Source organism: Microbispora amethystogenes (assembly GCF_016863015.1).
In the GTDB taxonomy this organism is placed as follows: Bacteria; Actinomycetota; Actinomycetes; order Streptosporangiales; family Streptosporangiaceae; genus Microbispora; species Microbispora amethystogenes.
In genome coordinates, this window is record NZ_BOOB01000026.1 from 26485 (window position 1) to 42857 (window position 16373).

The following is a 16373-nucleotide window of genomic DNA, read 5'->3' on the forward strand; positions in this document are numbered from 1 at the left end:
CACGGCGCCGGGTCTGTCCGCGGTTACAGACGGTTCATGCGGGCCGCGGGCCGGGCGCGGTGGTTCCGGCTGGCCCAGTGGTTCCGGCCGGCCCAGTGGTTCCGGTAAGCCCCGTGGTTCCGGTGAGCCCCATGGTTCCGGTGAGCCCAGTGGTTCCGGTGAGTTCGGTACTCTCGGGTTCGCTCTGGTGGGGCAGGGCCGCGATCCGCCCGGCGGCCCATTCGGCCCAGTCGCGCTGGGCGGCGGTCAGGCGCAGGCCCCACTCCAGCGCGAGGTCTCCGTACAGCCTCAGCGCGTCCTCGCCCTGGCTGATGACCTGTTCGCGCACCTCCCGGAGCGCGGCGTGCTCCTCGCGGGCCTGGACGGCCAGTCCCTCCAGATAACCGTGGGCCTCGTCCGGCGGGACCGTGTCGAGGAAGAACACCCGCAGCAGCATGTCGCTGCGCCGGTTCTGGGTGGGCGGCTCCTCCACCAGCCAGCGGCGCAGCTCGGCGAGACCGTCACCGGTGATCCGATATTCCTTGCGTCCGCGCGGGCCCTCGGCGGCGACCTCGATCAGATCCTCGCGGGACAGGCGGCCCAGCTCCGAGTAGAGCTGGCTCTGGGTGGCCGGCCACACGTTGGCCAGCGATATCTCGAACGTCTTCAGCAGGTCGTATCCGCTGGCCGGGCCGGCCGACAGGAGCCCGAGAAGTGCGTGACGAAGACTCATGCGCCAGATCCTACATTCCTGTGTTGACATGTCATCTCTGGAGCTTCTACTTTTGACATGTCACACATGGAACGTCGTCTCTCGAAGGAACCCCCAGTGCTCCGTTATGTCCTCACCTTCCTCCCCTGGATCGTCTTCTCCGTGCTCAGCACGAACGGCGAGGCGAGGTACGGAGCAGGAGCCGGTCTCCTCGTGTCGATCGTCCTGCTGGTCGCCGACCGGCGCGCCGGGCGCGGCTGGGACGAGATCGTCCTGGAGCTCAGCTCGGGCGTCTTCTTCGCGGCGCTCGCGCTCATCGCCTTCACGGTCACCCCGGCGCCGTTCGGCGCGTACGGACCGGCCGTGTCGGTCGGCTGGCTCGCTCTCACCGCCTGGGGGTCGCTGGCGGTCCGCAGGCCGTTCACGCTGGGCATGGCCCGCCGTTCCACCACCCCCGAGGTGCACGCGACCGAGATCTTCTACCGGGTCAACGCCGTCATCACCACCGTCTGGGCCGCCGCGTTCACGCTCAGCGCCGTCGCGCTCGCCCTGCTGCTCGCCTTCGAGCCGCAGGCCACCGCCGCCCTCGTCACCGTGAAGATCTGCGGTCTCGCCCTGCCCGCGCTCTTCACCGTCCGCTACCCCCGGATCGTCCGCGCCCGCTACAACGCCGCCCGCTACAACGCCGCCTGAAAGCCGCCTGAAACCCGTCGTACGAAAGCCGCCCTGAAAGGAGCCACGAGACATGACCACCGCCTCCTACCTCTCCGGCCGCCTCGCCCCCGTACCCGACGAGATCGACGCGCTCGACCTGCCCGTGGAGGGCGCCCTGCCGCCCGAGCTGACCGGCCGCTACTTCCGCAACGGGCCCAACCCCCGCCCCGGCGACGACCCCGGCCACTGGTTCGTCGGCCACGGGATGATCCACGGCATCCGGCTGCGCGACGGGCGCGCCGAGTGGTACCGCAACCGGTGGGTGCGCACCACCCGCCTCGACGGCGCGTCCTACCTCGGCGACAGGGGCGTCGACCTCGCCGCCGTCCCGGCGAACACCCACGTCATCCGGCACGCCGACAAGATCCTCGCGCTGGTCGAGAACGGCCTGCCGTACGTGATGACGCCGGAGCTCGACACGGTCGGCCCCTGCGACTTCGGCGGCCGGCTCGCCACCGCGATGACCGCGCACCCCAAGGAGGACCCGGTCACCGGGGAGCTGCACTTCTTCGGGTACGGCTGGGCGCCGCCCTACCTCACCTACCACCGCCTGTCGGCCGCCGGTGAGCTGGTGGAGACCCGTGAGGTCGAGGTGCCCGGGCCCACGATGGCGCACGACTTCGCGATCACCGCGAACCACGTCGTGTGGCTCGACCTGCCGGTCGTCTTCGATCTGACCATGGTGGGCCGGGGCATGCCGTACCGGTGGGACGACCTGTACGGCGCCCGGCTCGGCGTGATGAGCCGGAGCACCGGGAAGGTCCGGTGGTTCGAGATCGACCCCTGCTACATCTTCCACGTGGGGAACGCGAGCGAGGACGAGCACGGGCGGATCGTCGTCGACGCGGTGCGTTACGCACCGGAGGCGTTCCAGGCCTTCTGGCCGACCATCGGCGGCAAGGCCAATCCCGCCGCGCACACCGGCGGCGCGGCCCTGCACCGCTGGGTGCTCGACCCGGCGACCGGTGTGGCGAAGGACGAGGCCCTCGACGACCGGGAGGTCGAGTTTCCCACCGTCAACGAGACGCTGACCGGGCTGCGCAGCCGCTACCTCTACGCGGTCACCAAGGGCGCGGTCGTGAAGTACGACACGGGCACCGGCACGAGCCTGGCCCACGAGACGGGCGACCGTACGCCCGGCGAGGCCGTGTTCGTGCCCGCCGCCGGCGCAACCGGCGAGGACGCGGGCTGGCTGCTGTCGATCGCCGGCACCGACGACAGCGCCGAGCTGCTCGTGCTCGACGCGTCGGACCTGTCCCAGGTGGCGTCGGTACGGCTGCCGCGGCGGGTGCCCGCGGGATTCCACGGCTCGTGGATCCCCGACGCCTGAGAACCGCCGGCACGTCCGTACGGCCCGCGCGGAAGGTCCCCGCGCGGGCCGTACGGGCGCCGTATCTAGGGAACTGGCCGGAAGTGGGTGGTGACCCGGCCGTCGTCGAGCACGTGCAGGGCGACGGCGGGAGGCAGGTCGTGGTCGACCGGCGGGTGCGCGGAGGTCTCGGACGGCAGCAGCCCCGTGTTGACCACGCCCGGCGCGACCAGCAGCGGCAGCCCGGCGAACGTCGTGGCCGCGGCGGTGTGCGCGTGCCCGGCCAGCACTGCGATGGCGTGCGGGTGGCGGCCGAGGACCTCCGCCAGCCCCTCCGGCCGCCCGAGCCGGATGCCGTCCACGTACGGGATGCCGAGCGCGACCGCCGGATGGTGCATGCCGACGAAGGCCGGAACCCCGGGGGTCGCGGCGAGCACCGAGTCGAGCCAGGCCAGCGTGTCGTCGCTCAGCTCACCCTCGGGCCGCCCGGGGACGCTGGAGTCGCACAGCGCGATCGTCGCGTGGTCGAGGTTGAGTGCCTGGTTGACCGGGTGGTCGCCGTCCTGCTCCAGCAGGACCTTGCGGAGGTGGGCGCGGGTGTCGTGGTTGCCCGGGCACAGCACGAGCGGCACGTCGTCACCCGAGACGAGCTCACGGACGATCTCGTACTCCTCCATCGCGCCGTGGTCCGCGAGGTCACCGGTGAGCACGATCGCGTCGGGCCGCAGCGACCTCGCGTACGTGAGCGCGCGTGCGGCGCGCGAGGTGTTCCGCTCGCTTCCGTCGATGTGGATGTCGCTGACGTGCGCCAGCACGAGCATGTGATACCTCCGGCCATGGATGGGGGGCTACAGCTTCTCATGCGAGAGCGCGGCAGACGTGATCAAGAGACGCGGCCCGCGTGCATGCATCGCGAGCCGCCGCCCGTGAGCCGTCACCGGCGGGCCGCCGCCCGCGACCGCGCCGTACGCCGTGGGGCCGCTTCCGTCACGGCTTCAGGGCGGACCCCTCCGACAGCCGTTCGGCGAGGATCCGGGCCCGCGCGAGCTGCACCTTCCGCGCCTGGCCCGCCGCGAAGCCCAGCAGGAACCACGCCGCGCTCACGTCGAGCCGGTCGTCCACCCGGGTTCCCGTCCCCTCCGGGGACAGATCGAACCGGTAGCCGAGCCCGACGCCGCCCGGGCTGCGCACCTGCCCGCGTACGGACAGGCCCTCGGTGAGGAGCGTCACGGCGATGGGGTTGTCGTACTTGAGGCCGAGGAAGCGGAACCGCTCGACGGAGGTGTACCGCACCACCCCCGGCTCGGACCGGTCGACGTCGCGTACGGCGACCACGAGCGGCGACAGGCCGACATAGCTCTCGGGCGTCGTGAGATGCGCGAAGACCTTCTCCGGCGCGGCGTCCACCTGGAACGTGTTAAGCAGTACTCGTGTGGGCATTCCGGCTTCCTTCGGCTCAGGCGCGGCCAAGGCACGTGTCGATGCACGAAGTGTGACAGAACGCCGGACGCCGGATGATCTCCGGACGATCACGAAGACGTGTCGCGCAGAAAGGCGGCGGTCGCGTCGTCCGCCGGGTAGAACGACTCGATGGCCAGCTCGGAGACCGTGATGTCGAGCGGCGTGCCGAAGGTGGCCACAATGCTGAAGAACGACAGCTCCCGCCCGGCCCGCCGCACCCGCAGCGGCACCATGATGTCTCCCGGCCCGGGCAGCTCCACCTCCGGCTCGGGCTGGTCGCAGGGGTAGCCGCGCAGTTCGGCGTACAGCTCGGTGAGCCGGGGGTCGGCGGTGTGGGTGATCTGCCGTCGCAGCCGTCCGAGCAGGTGCGCCCGCCACTCGCCGAGGTTCAGGATGTGCGGCGCGAGGCCCTCCGGATGCAGGCTCGCCCGCAGCACGTTGCCCAGCAGGTCGGGATCGACGCCCTCGGCGAGCAGCGCGATTCCCTCGTTGGCGTCGACGAGCTCCCAGGCCCGGTCCACCACCACGGCCGGATAGGGGTCGTGGGCCGACAGCAGCCGGCGGATCGCCTCGCACACCGCCGCCATCCCCGGGGAGTCGAGCGGCGACTCGGCATAGACCGGGGCGTACCCGGCGGCCAGCAGCAGGTGGTTGCGCTCGCGTAGCGGGAGGTCCAGGTGCTCGGAGAGGTGGAGGACCATGTCGCGGCTCGGCGTGGCCCGGCCGGTCTCCAGGAAGCTGATGTGCCGCGTGGAGATCTCGACCCGGTTGGACAGATCGAGCTGGCTCAGCCGCCGGTGCTCGCGCCAACCGCGCAGGAGCTCACCGAACGGCCGCTGGTGGATCTGGGCGACGGTCACGCCCCCGACGCTATCTCCGGCCGGGCGGCGCGGCGATTACCCCTGGGGTAACCGCCGCGCCGCACCGGCCGCGGGCTCGTCCCTGCCCCCGCCCCCGCGACGGGGCACGGGACGGCCCGCGTCTCACTGCCACCGGTCTCACTGCCAGCGGAACAGCCGCGCCGCGGCGAGCCCGGCGGCCAGCGCCCAGCCCGTTAGTACGGCGAGGTGGACGGCCTGGGGACCCCCGCCGCCCAGCGCGTCCGTGAGCGCCTGCCCGAAGGCCCCGGTGGGAGTGAAGTCGCTGATCCGGCGCAGGATCTCCGGCATGAGCGGCCGGGGAAGCCACATCCCGGCCAGGAACAGCAGCGGGAACATGAGCGCGGCTCCTGCCCCCTGGACGACCTTGGCGTTCGGCGCCACGGCGGCGAGGAGGAGCCCGATGGCGAGCATCGTGGTCGAGCCCAGGACGAAGACCCCCGCGAAGGCCCAGGGCGAGCGGGGCGGCGGCACCCCGAGGAACACGTGCCCGAGCCCCAGCGTCAGCGCCGTCGCCACGATGGCCACACTCACGTTGATCAGCAGTTGCGCGGTCAGCAGGGCGACCGGCCGTACCGGCGTCGTGGACAGCCGCCGCAGCACGCCGCGCTCGCGGTAGGCCACCAGGACCGCCGGCAGCGCGCTGAGCGCGAGCGTCACGACCGACAGCAGCACCATCATCGCGGTGAAGGGCGCGTCAACGAAGCGCTGCCCGCCGAGGGACGGGTCCGCGTCGCGGAAGCCGGGGATCGTGGCGCCGAGGGTCAGCAGCAGCGCCACCGGCAGCACGACCGCGAAGAACACGGCGGCGGGCTCGCGGAGGAAGAGCCGGGCCTCCACGGCCGCGATCCGGACGAGAACCGGCGTACGGGCGGCGGTCATGATTCCTCCTGGGAGGGCGCGTGCGTGGGTGCGTGCGAGGGTTCGGTGAGGGCGAGAAACGCGTCGTCGAGGGTGGTGCGCTCCATGCGCAGGCCCCGCATCAGGGAGGCGGGCAGTACGGCCGTGACCGCGCTCAGCAGGTCGCCGTCGCCGGCGATCGTGGTCTCCCCGCCATCCACGGCGCCCTCGACGCCGCCATCCACGGCGCTCTTCACCGTGGCCGACGTCACCTCGGGCAGTGCCCGCAGCCTCGCGATCCGCTCGTCCGTCAGCGGCTTGTCCGTACGGAAGACCAGGCGCTGCTCGCCGCCGGCGCGGGCGACGAGCCCGGCGGGCGTGTCGACCGCGCGGACCCGGCCGCGCGAGATGACCGCGACCCGGTCGCACAGCCTCTCCACCTCCTCCATGAAGTGGGTGACGAGCAGGACCGTCACTCCCCGTCGCCTGATCCGGGCGACCAGTTCCCAGGTCTCCCGCCGGGCCTGCGGGTCGAGGCCGGTGGTGAGCTCGTCGAGGATCGCCACGCGCGGGCTTCCCACCAGCGCGAGCGCGACCGACAGCCGCTGGCGCTGCCCGCCGGAGAGCGTGGCGAACGACGCGCGGAGGTCGAGCCCGGCCTCGGCGGCCAGTGCCCGCCAGTCGGCGGGCCGGCGGTAGAACGAGGCGTAGAGCGACAGCGCCTCCCCGACCCGGATCTTGTCCGGCAGAGAGCACTCCTGGAGCTGCACGCCGACCTGCTCCTTCAAATCAGTGCCCGGGCCGACGTCCAGTTCGATCGTGCCTGACGTGGGGGTGCGCAGCCCGGCGACGCACTCGACCGTCGTCGTCTTGCCGGCCCCGTTGCGGCCGACGATGCCGAAGACTTCGCCCTCCTCCACGGAGAACGACACGTCCTCGACCGCCACGCGTGCTCCGTACGTCTTGCGGAGGTGGTCCACGGTGATGATTGCCATGTCGACGACGCTAGAAATAGGGCGGCCCGCCCGGAATGCGGCTGCGGACCCGGCGGGGGTGCACTTTTCCCCACCCCCGCCGGGCGCCCGGGCCCACTGTGCGGAACTGCCCGGAACTCGCAGACTGGACCCATGAACGCAGCTCGCCGGACCCTCGTCGCACTCGGCAGAGGCGCGGCCCTCACCGGCCTCGCCCTGCTGGGCCTGGCCGTCGCCCTGGTGATGCTGACGGCGGCACTGCTCACCTTCATGGTCGGCCTGGTCTTCGTCGTGTCCCCGGCCGTACGGCTCGTGCGGGCCGTGACCGGGCTGGCGCGCGATCTGTCCGGCCGCTGGTCGGGCATGCCGGTCGACGCCCCGTACCTGCCGGCGCCGCTTCCGCCGGTGCCGCAGGCGGACGGCTGGTACCGCGACGGCCGCACCCTGTACAAGAAGCCCACGATCCCGGCTTTCAACAAGCGGTGGAACTGGCTGATGAAGGACCCGGCGACCTGGCGCGACCTCGCCTACCTGCTCGCCGCGCCGGTGACCTGCGGGCTCGTGGCCGCCGCTCCGCTGCTCGCGACGGCGTACGGCGTCGTCCGGGTGGCGGGGGGCGATCCGCTGGGCGTGGTGTGGATCCTGCTCGCGGCGGGCGTCGCCTACTGGTACGCGCCGTGGGCCCTGCGCGTTTACGGCGGTGTCGCCGCCGTGCTCCTCGGGCCCACGGAGAAGGCGCGGCTGGCCCGGCGGGTCAGCCACCTGGACGCGGCGCGCACCGAGGCCGTCGACTCGCAGGCCGCCGAGCTGCGGCGGATCGAGCGCGACCTGCACGACGGCGCCCAGGCCCGTCTCGTCGCGATCGGGATGACGATCGGCGCGGCCGAGCAGCTGCTGGAGACCGATCCGCGGGCCGCCCGGGCGCTGCTCGGCAAGGCGCGGGACGCCTCGGCGGACGCGCTGCAGGACATCCGGCGGCTGGTGCGCGGCATCCATCCCCCCGTGCTCGCCGAACGCGGCCTCGGCGACGCCGTACGCGCACTCGCCCTGGACAGCCCGCTGCGCGCGCACGTGACCGTCGACGTGCCGGAGCGCGCGTCCGCGCCGCTGGAGTCCGCGGCGTACTTCGCGGTCAGCGAACTGCTGGCCAACGCCGCCCGGCACGGCGACGCGACCGAGGCGTGGGTGGACGTGAGCGCGCGGGGTCCCGCGCTGCGGGTCACGGTGACCGACGACGGCCGGGGCGGCGCGGACCCCGGACGCGGCACCGGTCTGCGCGGCATCGAACGCAGGCTCGGGGCGTTCGACGGCGTGTTCGCGCTGAACAGCCCGGCGGGCGGCCCGACCACGGCGGTCATCGAGCTGCCCCGGGCCTTCCCGCTGCGGACGGCGCCGCGGTCTCCGTGGCGCCTTCTCGGCGGCCTCTGCTGGGCGCTGTGGCCGATCGCGCTGTTCCCGCAGGGGCTGGTGGCGATGGTGCTCAAACTGCTCGGTTCGCCGGTGAAGTCCTGGTTCCTGGGGTTGCACATGCCCGAGCCCTTCCAGTGGCCGGTCATCGTCGGCATGATGCTGCTCGGCGGCGGCCTGCTGACCGTCGCGCTGACCACGACGGCGCGGGCCATGCGGGAGAAGGAGGGCGGCGGGTGCGGGTAGTCCTGGCGGAGGATCTGCACCTGCTGCGGGAGGGCCTGGTCCACCTGCTGCGCGCGCACGGCTTCGAGGTCGTCGCCGCGGTCGAGTCCGGCCCGGAGCTGCTCGCCGCGCTGGTCGGCGAGCGCCCGGACGTGGCCGTCGTCGACGTACGGCTCCCGCCGACGTTCACCGACGAGGGGCTGCAGGCCGCGCTCACCGCGCGGCGGAGAGTGCCGGGGCTGCCGGTGCTCGTGCTCTCCCAGCATGTCGAGCAGCTGTACGCCAGGGAGTTGCTGGCCGACGGCTCGGGCGGGGTCGGCTACCTGCTGAAGGACCGGGTGTTCAACGGCGAGCAGTTCGTCGACGCCGTACGCCGGGTCGCGGCGGGCGGCACGGCGATGGACCCGGAGGTCATCGCGAGGCTCCTGGCGAGCAACTCGCGCAACGAGCCGCTCGGCCGGCTCACCCCCCGGGAGCGGGAGGTGCTGGAACTGATGGCGGAGGGCAGGTCGAACGCCGCCATCGGCCAGCGGTTGTTCCTCAGCGACAGCGCGGTGGGCAAGCACACCGCGAACATCTTCGCCAAGCTCGGCCTCGCGCCCTCCGACGACGACAACCGCCGGGTGCTCGCGGTGCTGGCCTTCCTGGGGAGCAGGCCCGGCTGAGCCGTGTGCCCGACCCTTGTAATCGACGCTGTGACTCGCCCCATGTGACTCGTCCCGTGAATGTCGGTGCCGGGCGCTACCTTGGGAGTCGAGTCGTGGCACAGGCAGGTGGCACAGGCAGGAGGTCGGGATGAAATTCCAGGTGAACCGCGACGTTCTCGCCGAAGCGGTGGCGTGGGCGGCCCGGGTGCTGCCCGCCAGGCCCGCCGTGCCGGTCCTCGCGGGGCTGCTGCTGGAGGCGGGGGACGACCTGCGGGTATCCGCCTTCGACTACGACGTGTCGGCGCGGGCCGACGTCGAGGCCGAGGTGGCGGAGCCGGGGCGGGTGCTGATCCCGGGGAAGGTCCTCGCGGAGATCACCCGCAGCCTGCCCGCGCGGCCCGTCGAGATCGTCACCAGCGGGTCGGAGGCCGTGCTCACCTGCGGCAGCGCCGAGTTCGGCCTGCTGACCATGCCGGACGAGGACTTCCCCGCGATGCCGCCGATGCCGCCGAGGATCGGCGCCGTGGGCGGGGGCGTCTTCGCCACCGCCGTCAACCAGGTCGCGCCCGCCGCGAGCCGCGACGACACGCTGCCCATGCTCACGGGCATCCGGATGGACATCGAGGACGTGCGCGTCTCCCTGGCCGCCACCGACCGCTACCGCATCGCGGCGAGCGAGTTCCTGTGGCACCCGGAGCGGCAGGAGGAGCGGCACGGAGTGGTCGTGCCGGCGCGGGTGCTGGTCGAGGTGGCGCGCTCGCTGCGCGGCGGCGAGGTCGCGGTCGGGCTCGGCGACAACGTGGCCGGCTTCGAGAGCCAGGGCCGCACCACCACCGTCCGGCTGCTCGACGAGCAGTTCATCGACTACCGGGCCCGGCTGACCGAGCACTGGCCGATCCACGCCGACGTCCCGGTGGGGCCGTTCGTGGAGGCCGTCAGGCGGGTGACGCTGGTCGCCGAGCGCAACACCGCGGTCCGGCTGTCGTTCTCCCCGGGACAGGTGCTGATCCAGGCCGGCGGCGGCGACATCGGCAGGGGCGCGGAGGTCGTCGAGGCCGAGCTGGAAGGCCCGGACATCCAGATCGCCTTCCAGCCCCATTTCCTGCTCGACGGTCTCGCGGGCGTCGGGACCGAGCGGGCGCGCGTCCACCTGGACTCGCCGACCCGGCCCGCCCTGGTCACGGACGAGGGTGACGACCCCGGCTACCGCTACCTGGTGATGTCCCTGCGGCTGGGCTGAGCTCCCGGTCCCGGTTCCGGGAGCCCGGGGGCGGCTCAGGAGGTGAGCGTCGCCGACTCGGTGAGGGCGATGAGGATGTGCTCCATGCACGCGTGACCCGCCCGCTCCGCCGCGGTGGCGTCACCGGCGACGATCGCGCGGACGATGGCGTCGTGGGGGATGTAGTTCTGCTCCAGCGAGCCGCCGGCCGCGGCGATGCTCGCCCGGAGGGCCGCCGAGAAGTCGACGTACAGGTCGATCAGCACGGTGTTGTGGGTGGCCTCGACCACCGCCACGTGGAAGGCGAGGTCGGACTCGACGAACGCCTCCGCGTCGCCGTCCGCCCACGCCTTCTCCCGCGCGGCCAGCGCGGCCTCGATGGACGCGATGTCCTGGTCGGTGCGCCGCGTCGCCGCGAGCCGGGCCGCCTCGACCTCCAGGGCGCGACGCACTTCGAGGATCTCCAGCTGCTCGGCGGCCCGCAGCCGCCGGGCCATGGCGCCCGACAGCTCACTGGTGGCCCGCACGTACGTGCCGTCGCCCTGGCGGCACTCCAGCAGCCCGGCGTGGGTCAGCGCCCGTACCGCTTCGCGGACGGTGTTCCGGCCGACTCCGAGGTGCTCGGCGAGCACGGTCTCGGTGGGAATCTTGGCATGCATCTGCCAGGAGCCGGAGGTGATCTGCTCCTTGAGCTGGTCGATCACCTGGTCCACGAGAGACGCCCGCTGCGCCGTCCGCAGGCTCACAGTCAGCCTCCTTTGGGTAGCCAATCATCCGATGATGGAATGACTGGTCGACCCTAATTATTCCAGAGCTTCCGGAACAAATCCGGAGCTCCAGGGAGGCTATCGAGCGAGCGCCGCCGCGGTGGTGGAGCCCGGTATGTTCACGCGGATCCCCACGGCTTCCAGGGCTCTACGATATGCCTCCGTCTGCTGGTTGAGAGCACCGGCCTGGCCCCACAGGTCGCCGAGCATCCGCCAGGCCCGGGCGGTGTCCCGGTCCGGCGTCTCGCCTCCCAGCAGGTCATGGGCCCGGGTGAGCGCGGGCACCGGATCTTCGGACCGTGCCAAAGCGATCTCGGCGAGCACCATGTTGGCGGTGGCCGCCGTGGTCCCCCGGGCGTCGCCCAGCAGAACCAGTGCCTCGTCGGCGAGTTCGAGTGCGGATTCCGTGTCTCCTGTCCGCAGCCGTACCGAACTCAGCACAACGAGGCCTCTCGCGTGCTCCTGCCGTTGGGCCGGGAATCGGGAGAAAACGCCCACAGCGGACGCCGCCAGGTCGTTGGCTCGATCCAAATCCGCACCTTCGGGATCCGCCGCTGTGATGCGGGCCCAGTGCATCGCGATGCGGGCGCACCGGACGGCGATCCGGGCCGGGCGGCCGGCCGCGAGGGCGTCCTCGGCGAGCTGCACGGCCAGCGCCGAGTCCTCGCCTTCGCCCGCCGTCACGCTTGCCTGCCACAGCGCGAGGATCTCTCCGCTGCGGTCGGCGGCCTGCGGCAGCCCCGCGCTCTCCAGCACCCGCTCGACGTACGGCAGGCCGGTCTCGGCCTCCACGAGCGCCAGCGCGAGCTCGACGGCGAGGTCGCCCTCGAGCACACCGAGCCGGTCGACCTGACCGAGCGCGTGGGCGCCGAGGTCACGGGCGCGCAGCCGGTCGCCGGCCCGCTGGTAGCAGCGGCACAGCGCGACGGTCAGCGGGAGGTCGGCGAGGCGCTCGGGGTGCGCGGCGGCCTCGCGGCGCAGCCGCTCGTACGCCTCGACGGCCCGGCCGATGCGGCCCTGGGCCTCCAGCGCCCGCGCCACGCCGAGCCGCGCGTGCGCGGCCAGCATCGCGTTGTCCTCGCCCGCGGCCTTGGCGATCTCGCCGAAGCGGTCGGCGGCCACGGCGGGGTCACCGTGGTACAGCTCCAGTTCGGCGTGCCGGAGGCCGAGCTCGGTGTCGATGCGCTGCCGAGGCTCTATCCCGTGAAGCAGGAACTCGGTGGTGCATCCGAGACGCTCGGCGAGCAGCCGGGCGACGACCGGCGTTGGCGTCCGCTTTCCGGACTCGATGAGTGAGACATAACTGTCGGATAGGTCGGGTCCGGCCAACTGGGCCTGCGACATTCGCCTGCTCAACCGCAGTCCGCGGACGCGGTCACCGATGGTTCCCTGACTCGGCATCTGATCTCTCAGGGCGGGGGAAGGGTCAATAGTGTCGCCATAATGGCACGAAGCGACCGATTCGTGTAACCCTCCGTCAAGAATCACGACGGTGAAGGTTCGATCACGGTGTCGAGATAACGGACGGCCGGAGGCCGTCAGTCGTCGTCCCCGTCCTTGCCAGGGAAGATCATCTGACAGACCTCTAGATAGAGGGTCTCCGGATAAGGGATGTGGGGAACGGTGCGGAAGGCCTGATCCTGGCCGGCCGACTCCAGTACGAACTCGCCGTAGCCGAGCATGCGGCCGAGGAGCGAGCGCTGGAAGCTCATGTCGGTGACCTTGCCCAGGGGCATCATCGCGACCTTGCGCGTGATGAGGCCGGTGGTGAGAAGCATGCGCTGGGAGGTGACGACGAAGTAGTCGACCGACCACTCCGCCACCTTCCATACGAAGCGGACGAGCAGCAGCAGCCAGGCCCACCAGACGATGGCGAGGGCCTGGGCGGCGCCGCCGTCGCTCAGGAACTTGCTGAGAACCCCGGCGAGGATGAGCCCTCCGAAGATCTCGGCGATCGGACGCAGGAGCACGGCAGGGTGCCGCCGCACCATGATGACCTGCTGTTCGTGGGGGAGGAGGTAACGGTTGACCGACGACGGGGCGGAGTCCCCGTGGGTCACAAGTCTCATGTCAGGGAGGCGAAGAACTGCGCCATCGAGTCGGCCGCGTTGATCATTCCGTTGAGGGCTCCGTGGACCGTGTGGGCCGCGTCAGTCGGCCTCGTGAGCAAGTAGAAGGCCACCACGACAATGACCGTCCACTTGAGGATCTTCTTCCCCTGCACCGCCGTCACCACTCCCATGACCAATACATTACCCAGTCACCCCGTTTGGTAAAGCGGCGAACCGCGAACGGGATCAGTGATCGTGACGGTGTCAGCCCCGCCCCTCGGCGGCGGTCGCGAGCACCCGCAGGTGTTTGCGGGCGATCCGCTCCACGAGCCCGGCGGGCGCGTGGCCGATGACCTCGACGGCGCCGTGGTGGGCGGCCTGCACGCACCGGGCCACCGTCGCGGGCGGATGCACTCCCGCGAACTCGTCCCTGAGCAGGGCCTCGAGCTGCTCGTAGTGCTCGCCGCCCGGATGCTGGCTCAATCGCTCTCCCTGTGGCGCCCCGCTCGCGTGAGCGCGAGGTGACGTCGTCATCACACTGCGTACCCTATCGGCAGCAGCGCGTAACCAGGGAGAGAAGGGCGCGGAGCGTGCGGAAGGAGAGGGAAATCAGACCACGCCGTCAGCCCGCGTCGTCAGTCTGTGCCTTCAGAAAGTGCCTTCAGAAAGTGCCATCGGACAGTGCCGTCAAGAAGGTGCTGTCAGACCACGCCGTACAGGCGGTCGCCGGCGTCGCCGAGGCCGGGCACGATGTAGCCGTTCTCGTTGAGCCGCTCGTCGAGGGCGGCGGTCACCACCCGGATGGGCCGTTCGCCGCCCCGGAACGCCTCGTCCAGATACGCGATTCCCTCGGGAGCGGCGAGCAGGCAGATCGCGGTGACGTCCCGCGCGCCGCGGCCGAACAGGAACTCGATCGCCGCCGCGAGAGTGCCGCCGGTCGCCAGCATCGGGTCCAGCACGTAGCACTGGCGCCCGGAGAGGTCCTCGGGCAGCCGGGTGGCGTACGTCTGGGCCTTGAGCGTGGACTCGTCGCGGATCATCCCGAGGAAGCCGACCTCGGCGGTCGGCAGCAGCCGGGTCATCCCGTCGAGCATCCCCAGCCCGGCCCGCAGGATGGGCACGACGAGCGGGACGGGACGGGCGAGCCGTACGCCCTGGGCGGGGGCGAGCGGCGTGTCGACCGTGACGTCGGTCACCTGCACGTCGCGGGTCGCCTCGTAGGCGAGGAGGGTGACCAGTTCGTCGGCCAGACGGCGGAACGTCGGCGAGTCGGTCCGCGCGTCGCGCAGCGCCGTGAGCTTGTGGGCGACGAGCGGGTGGTCGACGATGAGGGTCTGCATGGGAACAAAAGTTACCGTCTCCGACGTCCTGCCTCGACGTCGCCTGACTCTTTGATCACGATTTGGCGTGAGCACCGTACGGCGGGACCCCGATTCTGCGACGATTCCGTGCGTGAGGACCGTGCGGTGGGGAAGACGATGACAGACGTGGACACTCTTGACTTCGCCATCGTTGTGTATCGGGAAGAGGACCGCTGGGAGGCCGAGATGCTCCCGGTGGCGCTCACCTCTGACCTGGACGGGCTCATTCACGCGCTGCGGCAGACGCCGAGCATGGGGACCACGATTGGCATGGTCGCCGTAGGGGATGACTTCTTCGTGGCGTTGCGGGTCTTCGGCGAGCAGGTCGACGTCTTCCTCTCGGATGTCACGGCCGCCTGGGAGTGGCCGCTGGCGCAGCAGGCCCTCGAGTATCTCGAGGTGCCGGTGCCCGAGGAGGAGGAGCTCGACAGCGTCCTTCCGGCCGGTGACCTGTCCATCTTCGCCGACCTCGGGCTCGACGAGATGGAGCTGGGCGCCCTGTCCGGCGACCTCGACCTGCTGCCCGACGAGGTGCTGTCGAGTATCGCCGCGCGGCTGGGCTTCTCCCAGCCCTTCGAACGCGCCGTCGACGCCGCCATCGGCTGACCTGGGGAGACGGCAATGCCCTCCAGATCCAACCTCTTCTCCGCCGGTTTCGCCCGCATCGACGGCCGCTGGGCCGGAGCCGAGGTCGACCTCGGCGAGGCCGAGATCGCCGACGACCTGGGCGACGCCCTGCAGGAGGCGCTCGGGCTCAACGGCGACGAGCTGGCCCTGCTCTGCGTGGAGGTCGAGGACGAGTGGTTCGCGATCATCCGCTACGAGGACGATCTCGATCCGCGCGTGTTCATCTCCGACGCGCACGCGGCGCAGCACGACCCGCTCGGGGAGATCTTCGCCGAGCTCGCCGGTGTGGTGGTGGACAAGGACACCCCCGATCTCGGCATCCGCCCGGTGGGCGACCTCGAACTGCTCGCCGACTTCTCGCTGAGCGCTGAGGAACTGCTGGAGCTCAGCATGGAGGAGGGCGTGCTGCCCGCCGACATCCTGTCTCTCATCGCCGAACGGCTCGGGTTCGCCGACGAGCTCGAACGCCTGCGGTGACCGGCTCGCCGCCGGGGCCGTACGACGCCGCCATGCGGCTGGCGCTGGCGGAGGCCGTACGGGCGGGCGAGCGCGGGGAGGTGCCGGTCGGCGCCGTGCTGCTCGGTCCCACGGCGGCCGGTGGTTTGGAGGCTGGTGGTTCGGCGGCGGGCGATCGGGAACCGGGTCGCGTGCTCGCGGCGGCGGGCAACGACCGCGAGGCGAGCGGTGACCCCACCGCCCACGCCGAGGTGCTCGCCCTCCGGGCCGCCGCGGCCGTCCGGGGTGACTGGCGGCTGACCGGCTGCACCCTGGTCGTCACCCTGGAGCCCTGCACGATGTGCGCCGGCGCCGCCGTGCTCGCCCGGGTCGACCGGGTGGTGTACGGCGCGGTGGACGAGAAGGCGGGCGCGGCCGGCTCCCTGTGGGACGTCCTGCGGGACCGCAGGCTCAACCACCGGCCCGAGGTCGTCATGGGAGTGCTGGCCGGCGAGTGCGCGGCCGTGCTGAGCGGCTTCTTCTCCGATCGCCGCGCCTGATCGCGGGGCCGCTGGGCGAAACGGGTGCGCGGGCAGTGGTGTTCGTCCGGTAAGCTGCTGCGCGGTGGAGTCGCCTAGTGGCCGAGGGCGCACGCCTCGAAAGCGTGTGTAGGGCAACCTACCGTGGGTTCAAATCCCACCTCCACCGCCACTGTCCTGGGACCACTGCCTTGGGACACCGAAAGAGCCGCCGACCCGCGTGAGCAG

The 16373-nt window shown here is 71.7% G+C and carries 20 protein-coding genes and 1 tRNA gene; 9 read left to right on the top strand and 12 right to left on the bottom strand.

All coding sequences use genetic code 11. The annotated features are described in order from the left end of the window. Positions 1-34 precede the first annotated feature (34 nt). Positions 35-712, bottom strand: coding sequence for a PadR family transcriptional regulator (locus tag Mam01_RS18060; protein ID WP_239101406.1), 678 nt, complete (start codon positions 710-712; stop codon positions 35-37). A 96-nt stretch (positions 713-808) separates the two neighbouring features. On the opposite strand from Mam01_RS18060, the gene Mam01_RS18065 reads away from it, so the two are divergent. Together Mam01_RS18065 and Mam01_RS18070 are read left to right on the top strand one after the other, a co-directional pair. Beyond that, a complete protein-coding gene (locus Mam01_RS18065; RefSeq protein WP_204286480.1) occupies positions 809-1384 on the top strand; it encodes a hypothetical protein in 576 nt (191 codons plus the stop codon). Positions 1385-1436: 52 nt separating this feature from the next. After that, positions 1437-2735, top strand: a complete 1299-nt coding sequence (locus Mam01_RS18070; RefSeq protein WP_204286481.1) for a carotenoid oxygenase family protein — start codon at positions 1437-1439, stop codon at positions 2733-2735. 65 nt (positions 2736-2800) lie between these two features. Here Mam01_RS18070 and Mam01_RS18075 read toward each other — a convergent pair whose 3' ends face one another. The 5 genes from Mam01_RS18075 to Mam01_RS18095 form a co-directional block, all read right to left on the bottom strand. Beyond that, positions 2801-3535, bottom strand: a complete 735-nt coding sequence (locus Mam01_RS18075) for a metallophosphoesterase (protein WP_204286482.1) — start codon at positions 3533-3535, stop codon at positions 2801-2803. Between the two features lie 166 nt (positions 3536-3701). After that, the gene (locus Mam01_RS18080) at positions 3702-4154 is read right to left on the bottom strand and encodes an SRPBCC family protein (RefSeq protein ID WP_204286483.1); all 453 of its coding nucleotides are present in this window, start codon (positions 4152-4154) and stop codon (positions 3702-3704) included. A gap of 89 nt (positions 4155-4243) precedes the next feature. Continuing rightward, positions 4244-5035, bottom strand: coding sequence for a helix-turn-helix domain-containing protein (locus Mam01_RS18085; RefSeq protein WP_204286484.1), 792 nt, complete (start codon positions 5033-5035; stop codon positions 4244-4246). A gap of 138 nt (positions 5036-5173) precedes the next feature. Then, positions 5174-5935 (bottom strand): ABC transporter permease, encoded by a 762-nt coding sequence (locus tag Mam01_RS18090; protein WP_204286485.1) that lies wholly within the window; start codon positions 5933-5935, stop codon positions 5174-5176. After that, entirely contained in the window at positions 5932-6888 is a 957-nt protein-coding gene (locus Mam01_RS18095; RefSeq protein WP_204286486.1) for an ABC transporter ATP-binding protein, read from the bottom strand. Before Mam01_RS18095 ends, Mam01_RS18090 begins: the two co-directional genes overlap by 4 nt. Positions 6889-7020: 132 nt before the next feature. On the opposite strand from Mam01_RS18095, the gene Mam01_RS18100 reads away from it, so the two are divergent. The 3 genes from Mam01_RS18100 to dnaN all read left to right on the top strand — a co-directional run bounded on the left by Mam01_RS18100 (position 7021) and on the right by dnaN (position 10386). Continuing rightward, on the top strand, positions 7021-8520 hold the full coding sequence (locus tag Mam01_RS18100) for a sensor histidine kinase (protein ID WP_204286487.1): 1500 nt from the start codon (positions 7021-7023) through the stop codon (positions 8518-8520). Next, on the top strand, positions 8511-9164 hold the full coding sequence (locus Mam01_RS18105) for a response regulator transcription factor (protein WP_204286488.1): 654 nt from the start codon (positions 8511-8513) through the stop codon (positions 9162-9164). Before Mam01_RS18100 ends, Mam01_RS18105 begins: the two co-directional genes overlap by 10 nt. A gap of 130 nt (positions 9165-9294) precedes the next feature. After that, positions 9295-10386: a DNA polymerase III subunit beta gene (dnaN, locus tag Mam01_RS18110; protein WP_204286489.1), complete on the top strand. Its 1092-nt coding sequence runs from the start codon at positions 9295-9297 to the stop codon at positions 10384-10386. A gap of 35 nt (positions 10387-10421) precedes the next feature. Here the strand turns inward: dnaN and Mam01_RS18115 are convergent, their stop codons facing one another. The 6 genes from Mam01_RS18115 to upp form a co-directional block, all read right to left on the bottom strand. Continuing rightward, the gene (locus Mam01_RS18115) at positions 10422-11111 is read right to left on the bottom strand and encodes a FadR/GntR family transcriptional regulator (RefSeq protein WP_117408393.1); all 690 of its coding nucleotides are present in this window, start codon (positions 11109-11111) and stop codon (positions 10422-10424) included. Between the two features lie 99 nt (positions 11112-11210). Continuing rightward, positions 11211-12488: a helix-turn-helix domain-containing protein gene (locus Mam01_RS18120; protein ID WP_239101407.1), complete on the bottom strand. Its 1278-nt coding sequence runs from the start codon at positions 12486-12488 to the stop codon at positions 11211-11213. Positions 12489-12670: 182 nt separating this feature from the next. Then, the gene (locus Mam01_RS18125) at positions 12671-13201 is read right to left on the bottom strand and encodes a PH domain-containing protein (protein WP_204286491.1); all 531 of its coding nucleotides are present in this window, start codon (positions 13199-13201) and stop codon (positions 12671-12673) included. Continuing rightward, complete coding sequence (locus tag Mam01_RS18130; protein WP_165900791.1) at positions 13198-13374, bottom strand: hypothetical protein; 177 nt, start codon at positions 13372-13374, stop codon at positions 13198-13200. The genes Mam01_RS18125 and Mam01_RS18130 overlap by 4 nt, the downstream gene beginning before the upstream one ends. A gap of 73 nt (positions 13375-13447) precedes the next feature. Next, positions 13448-13666, bottom strand: a complete 219-nt coding sequence (locus tag Mam01_RS18135) for a hypothetical protein (protein WP_150933485.1) — start codon at positions 13664-13666, stop codon at positions 13448-13450. A gap of 218 nt (positions 13667-13884) precedes the next feature. Continuing rightward, positions 13885-14523, bottom strand: coding sequence for a uracil phosphoribosyltransferase (upp, locus tag Mam01_RS18140; RefSeq protein WP_204286492.1), 639 nt, complete (start codon positions 14521-14523; stop codon positions 13885-13887). Between the two features lie 138 nt (positions 14524-14661). Here upp and Mam01_RS18145 point away from each other — a divergent pair, with 138 nt between their 5' ends. The 4 genes from Mam01_RS18145 (at position 14662) to Mam01_RS18160 (ending at position 16317) form a co-directional block, all read left to right on the top strand. After that, a complete protein-coding gene (locus tag Mam01_RS18145) occupies positions 14662-15150 on the top strand; it encodes a tRNA adenosine deaminase-associated protein (RefSeq protein ID WP_117408420.1) in 489 nt (162 codons plus the stop codon). Between the two features lie 15 nt (positions 15151-15165). After that, on the top strand, positions 15166-15648 hold the full coding sequence (locus Mam01_RS18150) for a tRNA adenosine deaminase-associated protein (protein ID WP_117408388.1): 483 nt from the start codon (positions 15166-15168) through the stop codon (positions 15646-15648). Positions 15649-15680: 32 nt separating this feature from the next. Then, positions 15681-16166, top strand: a complete 486-nt coding sequence (locus Mam01_RS18155; protein ID WP_204286564.1) for a nucleoside deaminase — start codon at positions 15681-15683, stop codon at positions 16164-16166. A 63-nt stretch (positions 16167-16229) separates the two neighbouring features. Beyond that, positions 16230-16317 (top strand) — tRNA-Ser (locus tag Mam01_RS18160). Positions 16318-16373: the final 56 nt, after the last annotated feature.

Excerpts from the sequence above, each read along its gene's own strand:
- Mam01_RS18060 (WP_239101406.1), bottom strand. The coding sequence starts at position 712 with ATGAGTCTTCGTCACGCACTTCTCGGGCTCCTGTCGGCCGGCCCGGCC.
- Mam01_RS18070 (WP_204286481.1), top strand. The coding sequence starts at position 1,437 with ATGACCACCGCCTCCTACCTCTCCGGCCGCCTCGCCCCCGTACCCGAC.
- Mam01_RS18075 (WP_204286482.1), bottom strand. The coding sequence starts at position 3,535 with ATGCTCGTGCTGGCGCACGTCAGCGACATCCACATCGACGGAAGCGAG.
- Mam01_RS18080 (WP_204286483.1), bottom strand. The coding sequence starts at position 4,154 with ATGCCCACACGAGTACTGCTTAACACGTTCCAGGTGGACGCCGCGCCG.
- Mam01_RS18090 (WP_204286485.1), bottom strand. The coding sequence starts at position 5,935 with ATGACCGCCGCCCGTACGCCGGTTCTCGTCCGGATCGCGGCCGTGGAG.
- Mam01_RS18095 (WP_204286486.1), bottom strand. The coding sequence starts at position 6,888 with ATGGCAATCATCACCGTGGACCACCTCCGCAAGACGTACGGAGCACGC.
- Mam01_RS18100 (WP_204286487.1), top strand. The coding sequence starts at position 7,021 with ATGAACGCAGCTCGCCGGACCCTCGTCGCACTCGGCAGAGGCGCGGCC.
- dnaN (WP_204286489.1), top strand. The coding sequence starts at position 9,295 with ATGAAATTCCAGGTGAACCGCGACGTTCTCGCCGAAGCGGTGGCGTGG.
- Mam01_RS18125 (WP_204286491.1), bottom strand. The coding sequence starts at position 13,201 with ATGAGACTTGTGACCCACGGGGACTCCGCCCCGTCGTCGGTCAACCGT.
- Mam01_RS18130 (WP_165900791.1), bottom strand. The coding sequence starts at position 13,374 with ATGGGAGTGGTGACGGCGGTGCAGGGGAAGAAGATCCTCAAGTGGACG.
- upp (WP_204286492.1), bottom strand. The coding sequence starts at position 14,523 with ATGCAGACCCTCATCGTCGACCACCCGCTCGTCGCCCACAAGCTCACG.
- Mam01_RS18145 (WP_117408420.1), top strand. The coding sequence starts at position 14,662 with ATGACAGACGTGGACACTCTTGACTTCGCCATCGTTGTGTATCGGGAA.
- Mam01_RS18150 (WP_117408388.1), top strand. The coding sequence starts at position 15,166 with ATGCCCTCCAGATCCAACCTCTTCTCCGCCGGTTTCGCCCGCATCGAC.
- Mam01_RS18155 (WP_204286564.1), top strand. The coding sequence starts at position 15,681 with ATGCGGCTGGCGCTGGCGGAGGCCGTACGGGCGGGCGAGCGCGGGGAG.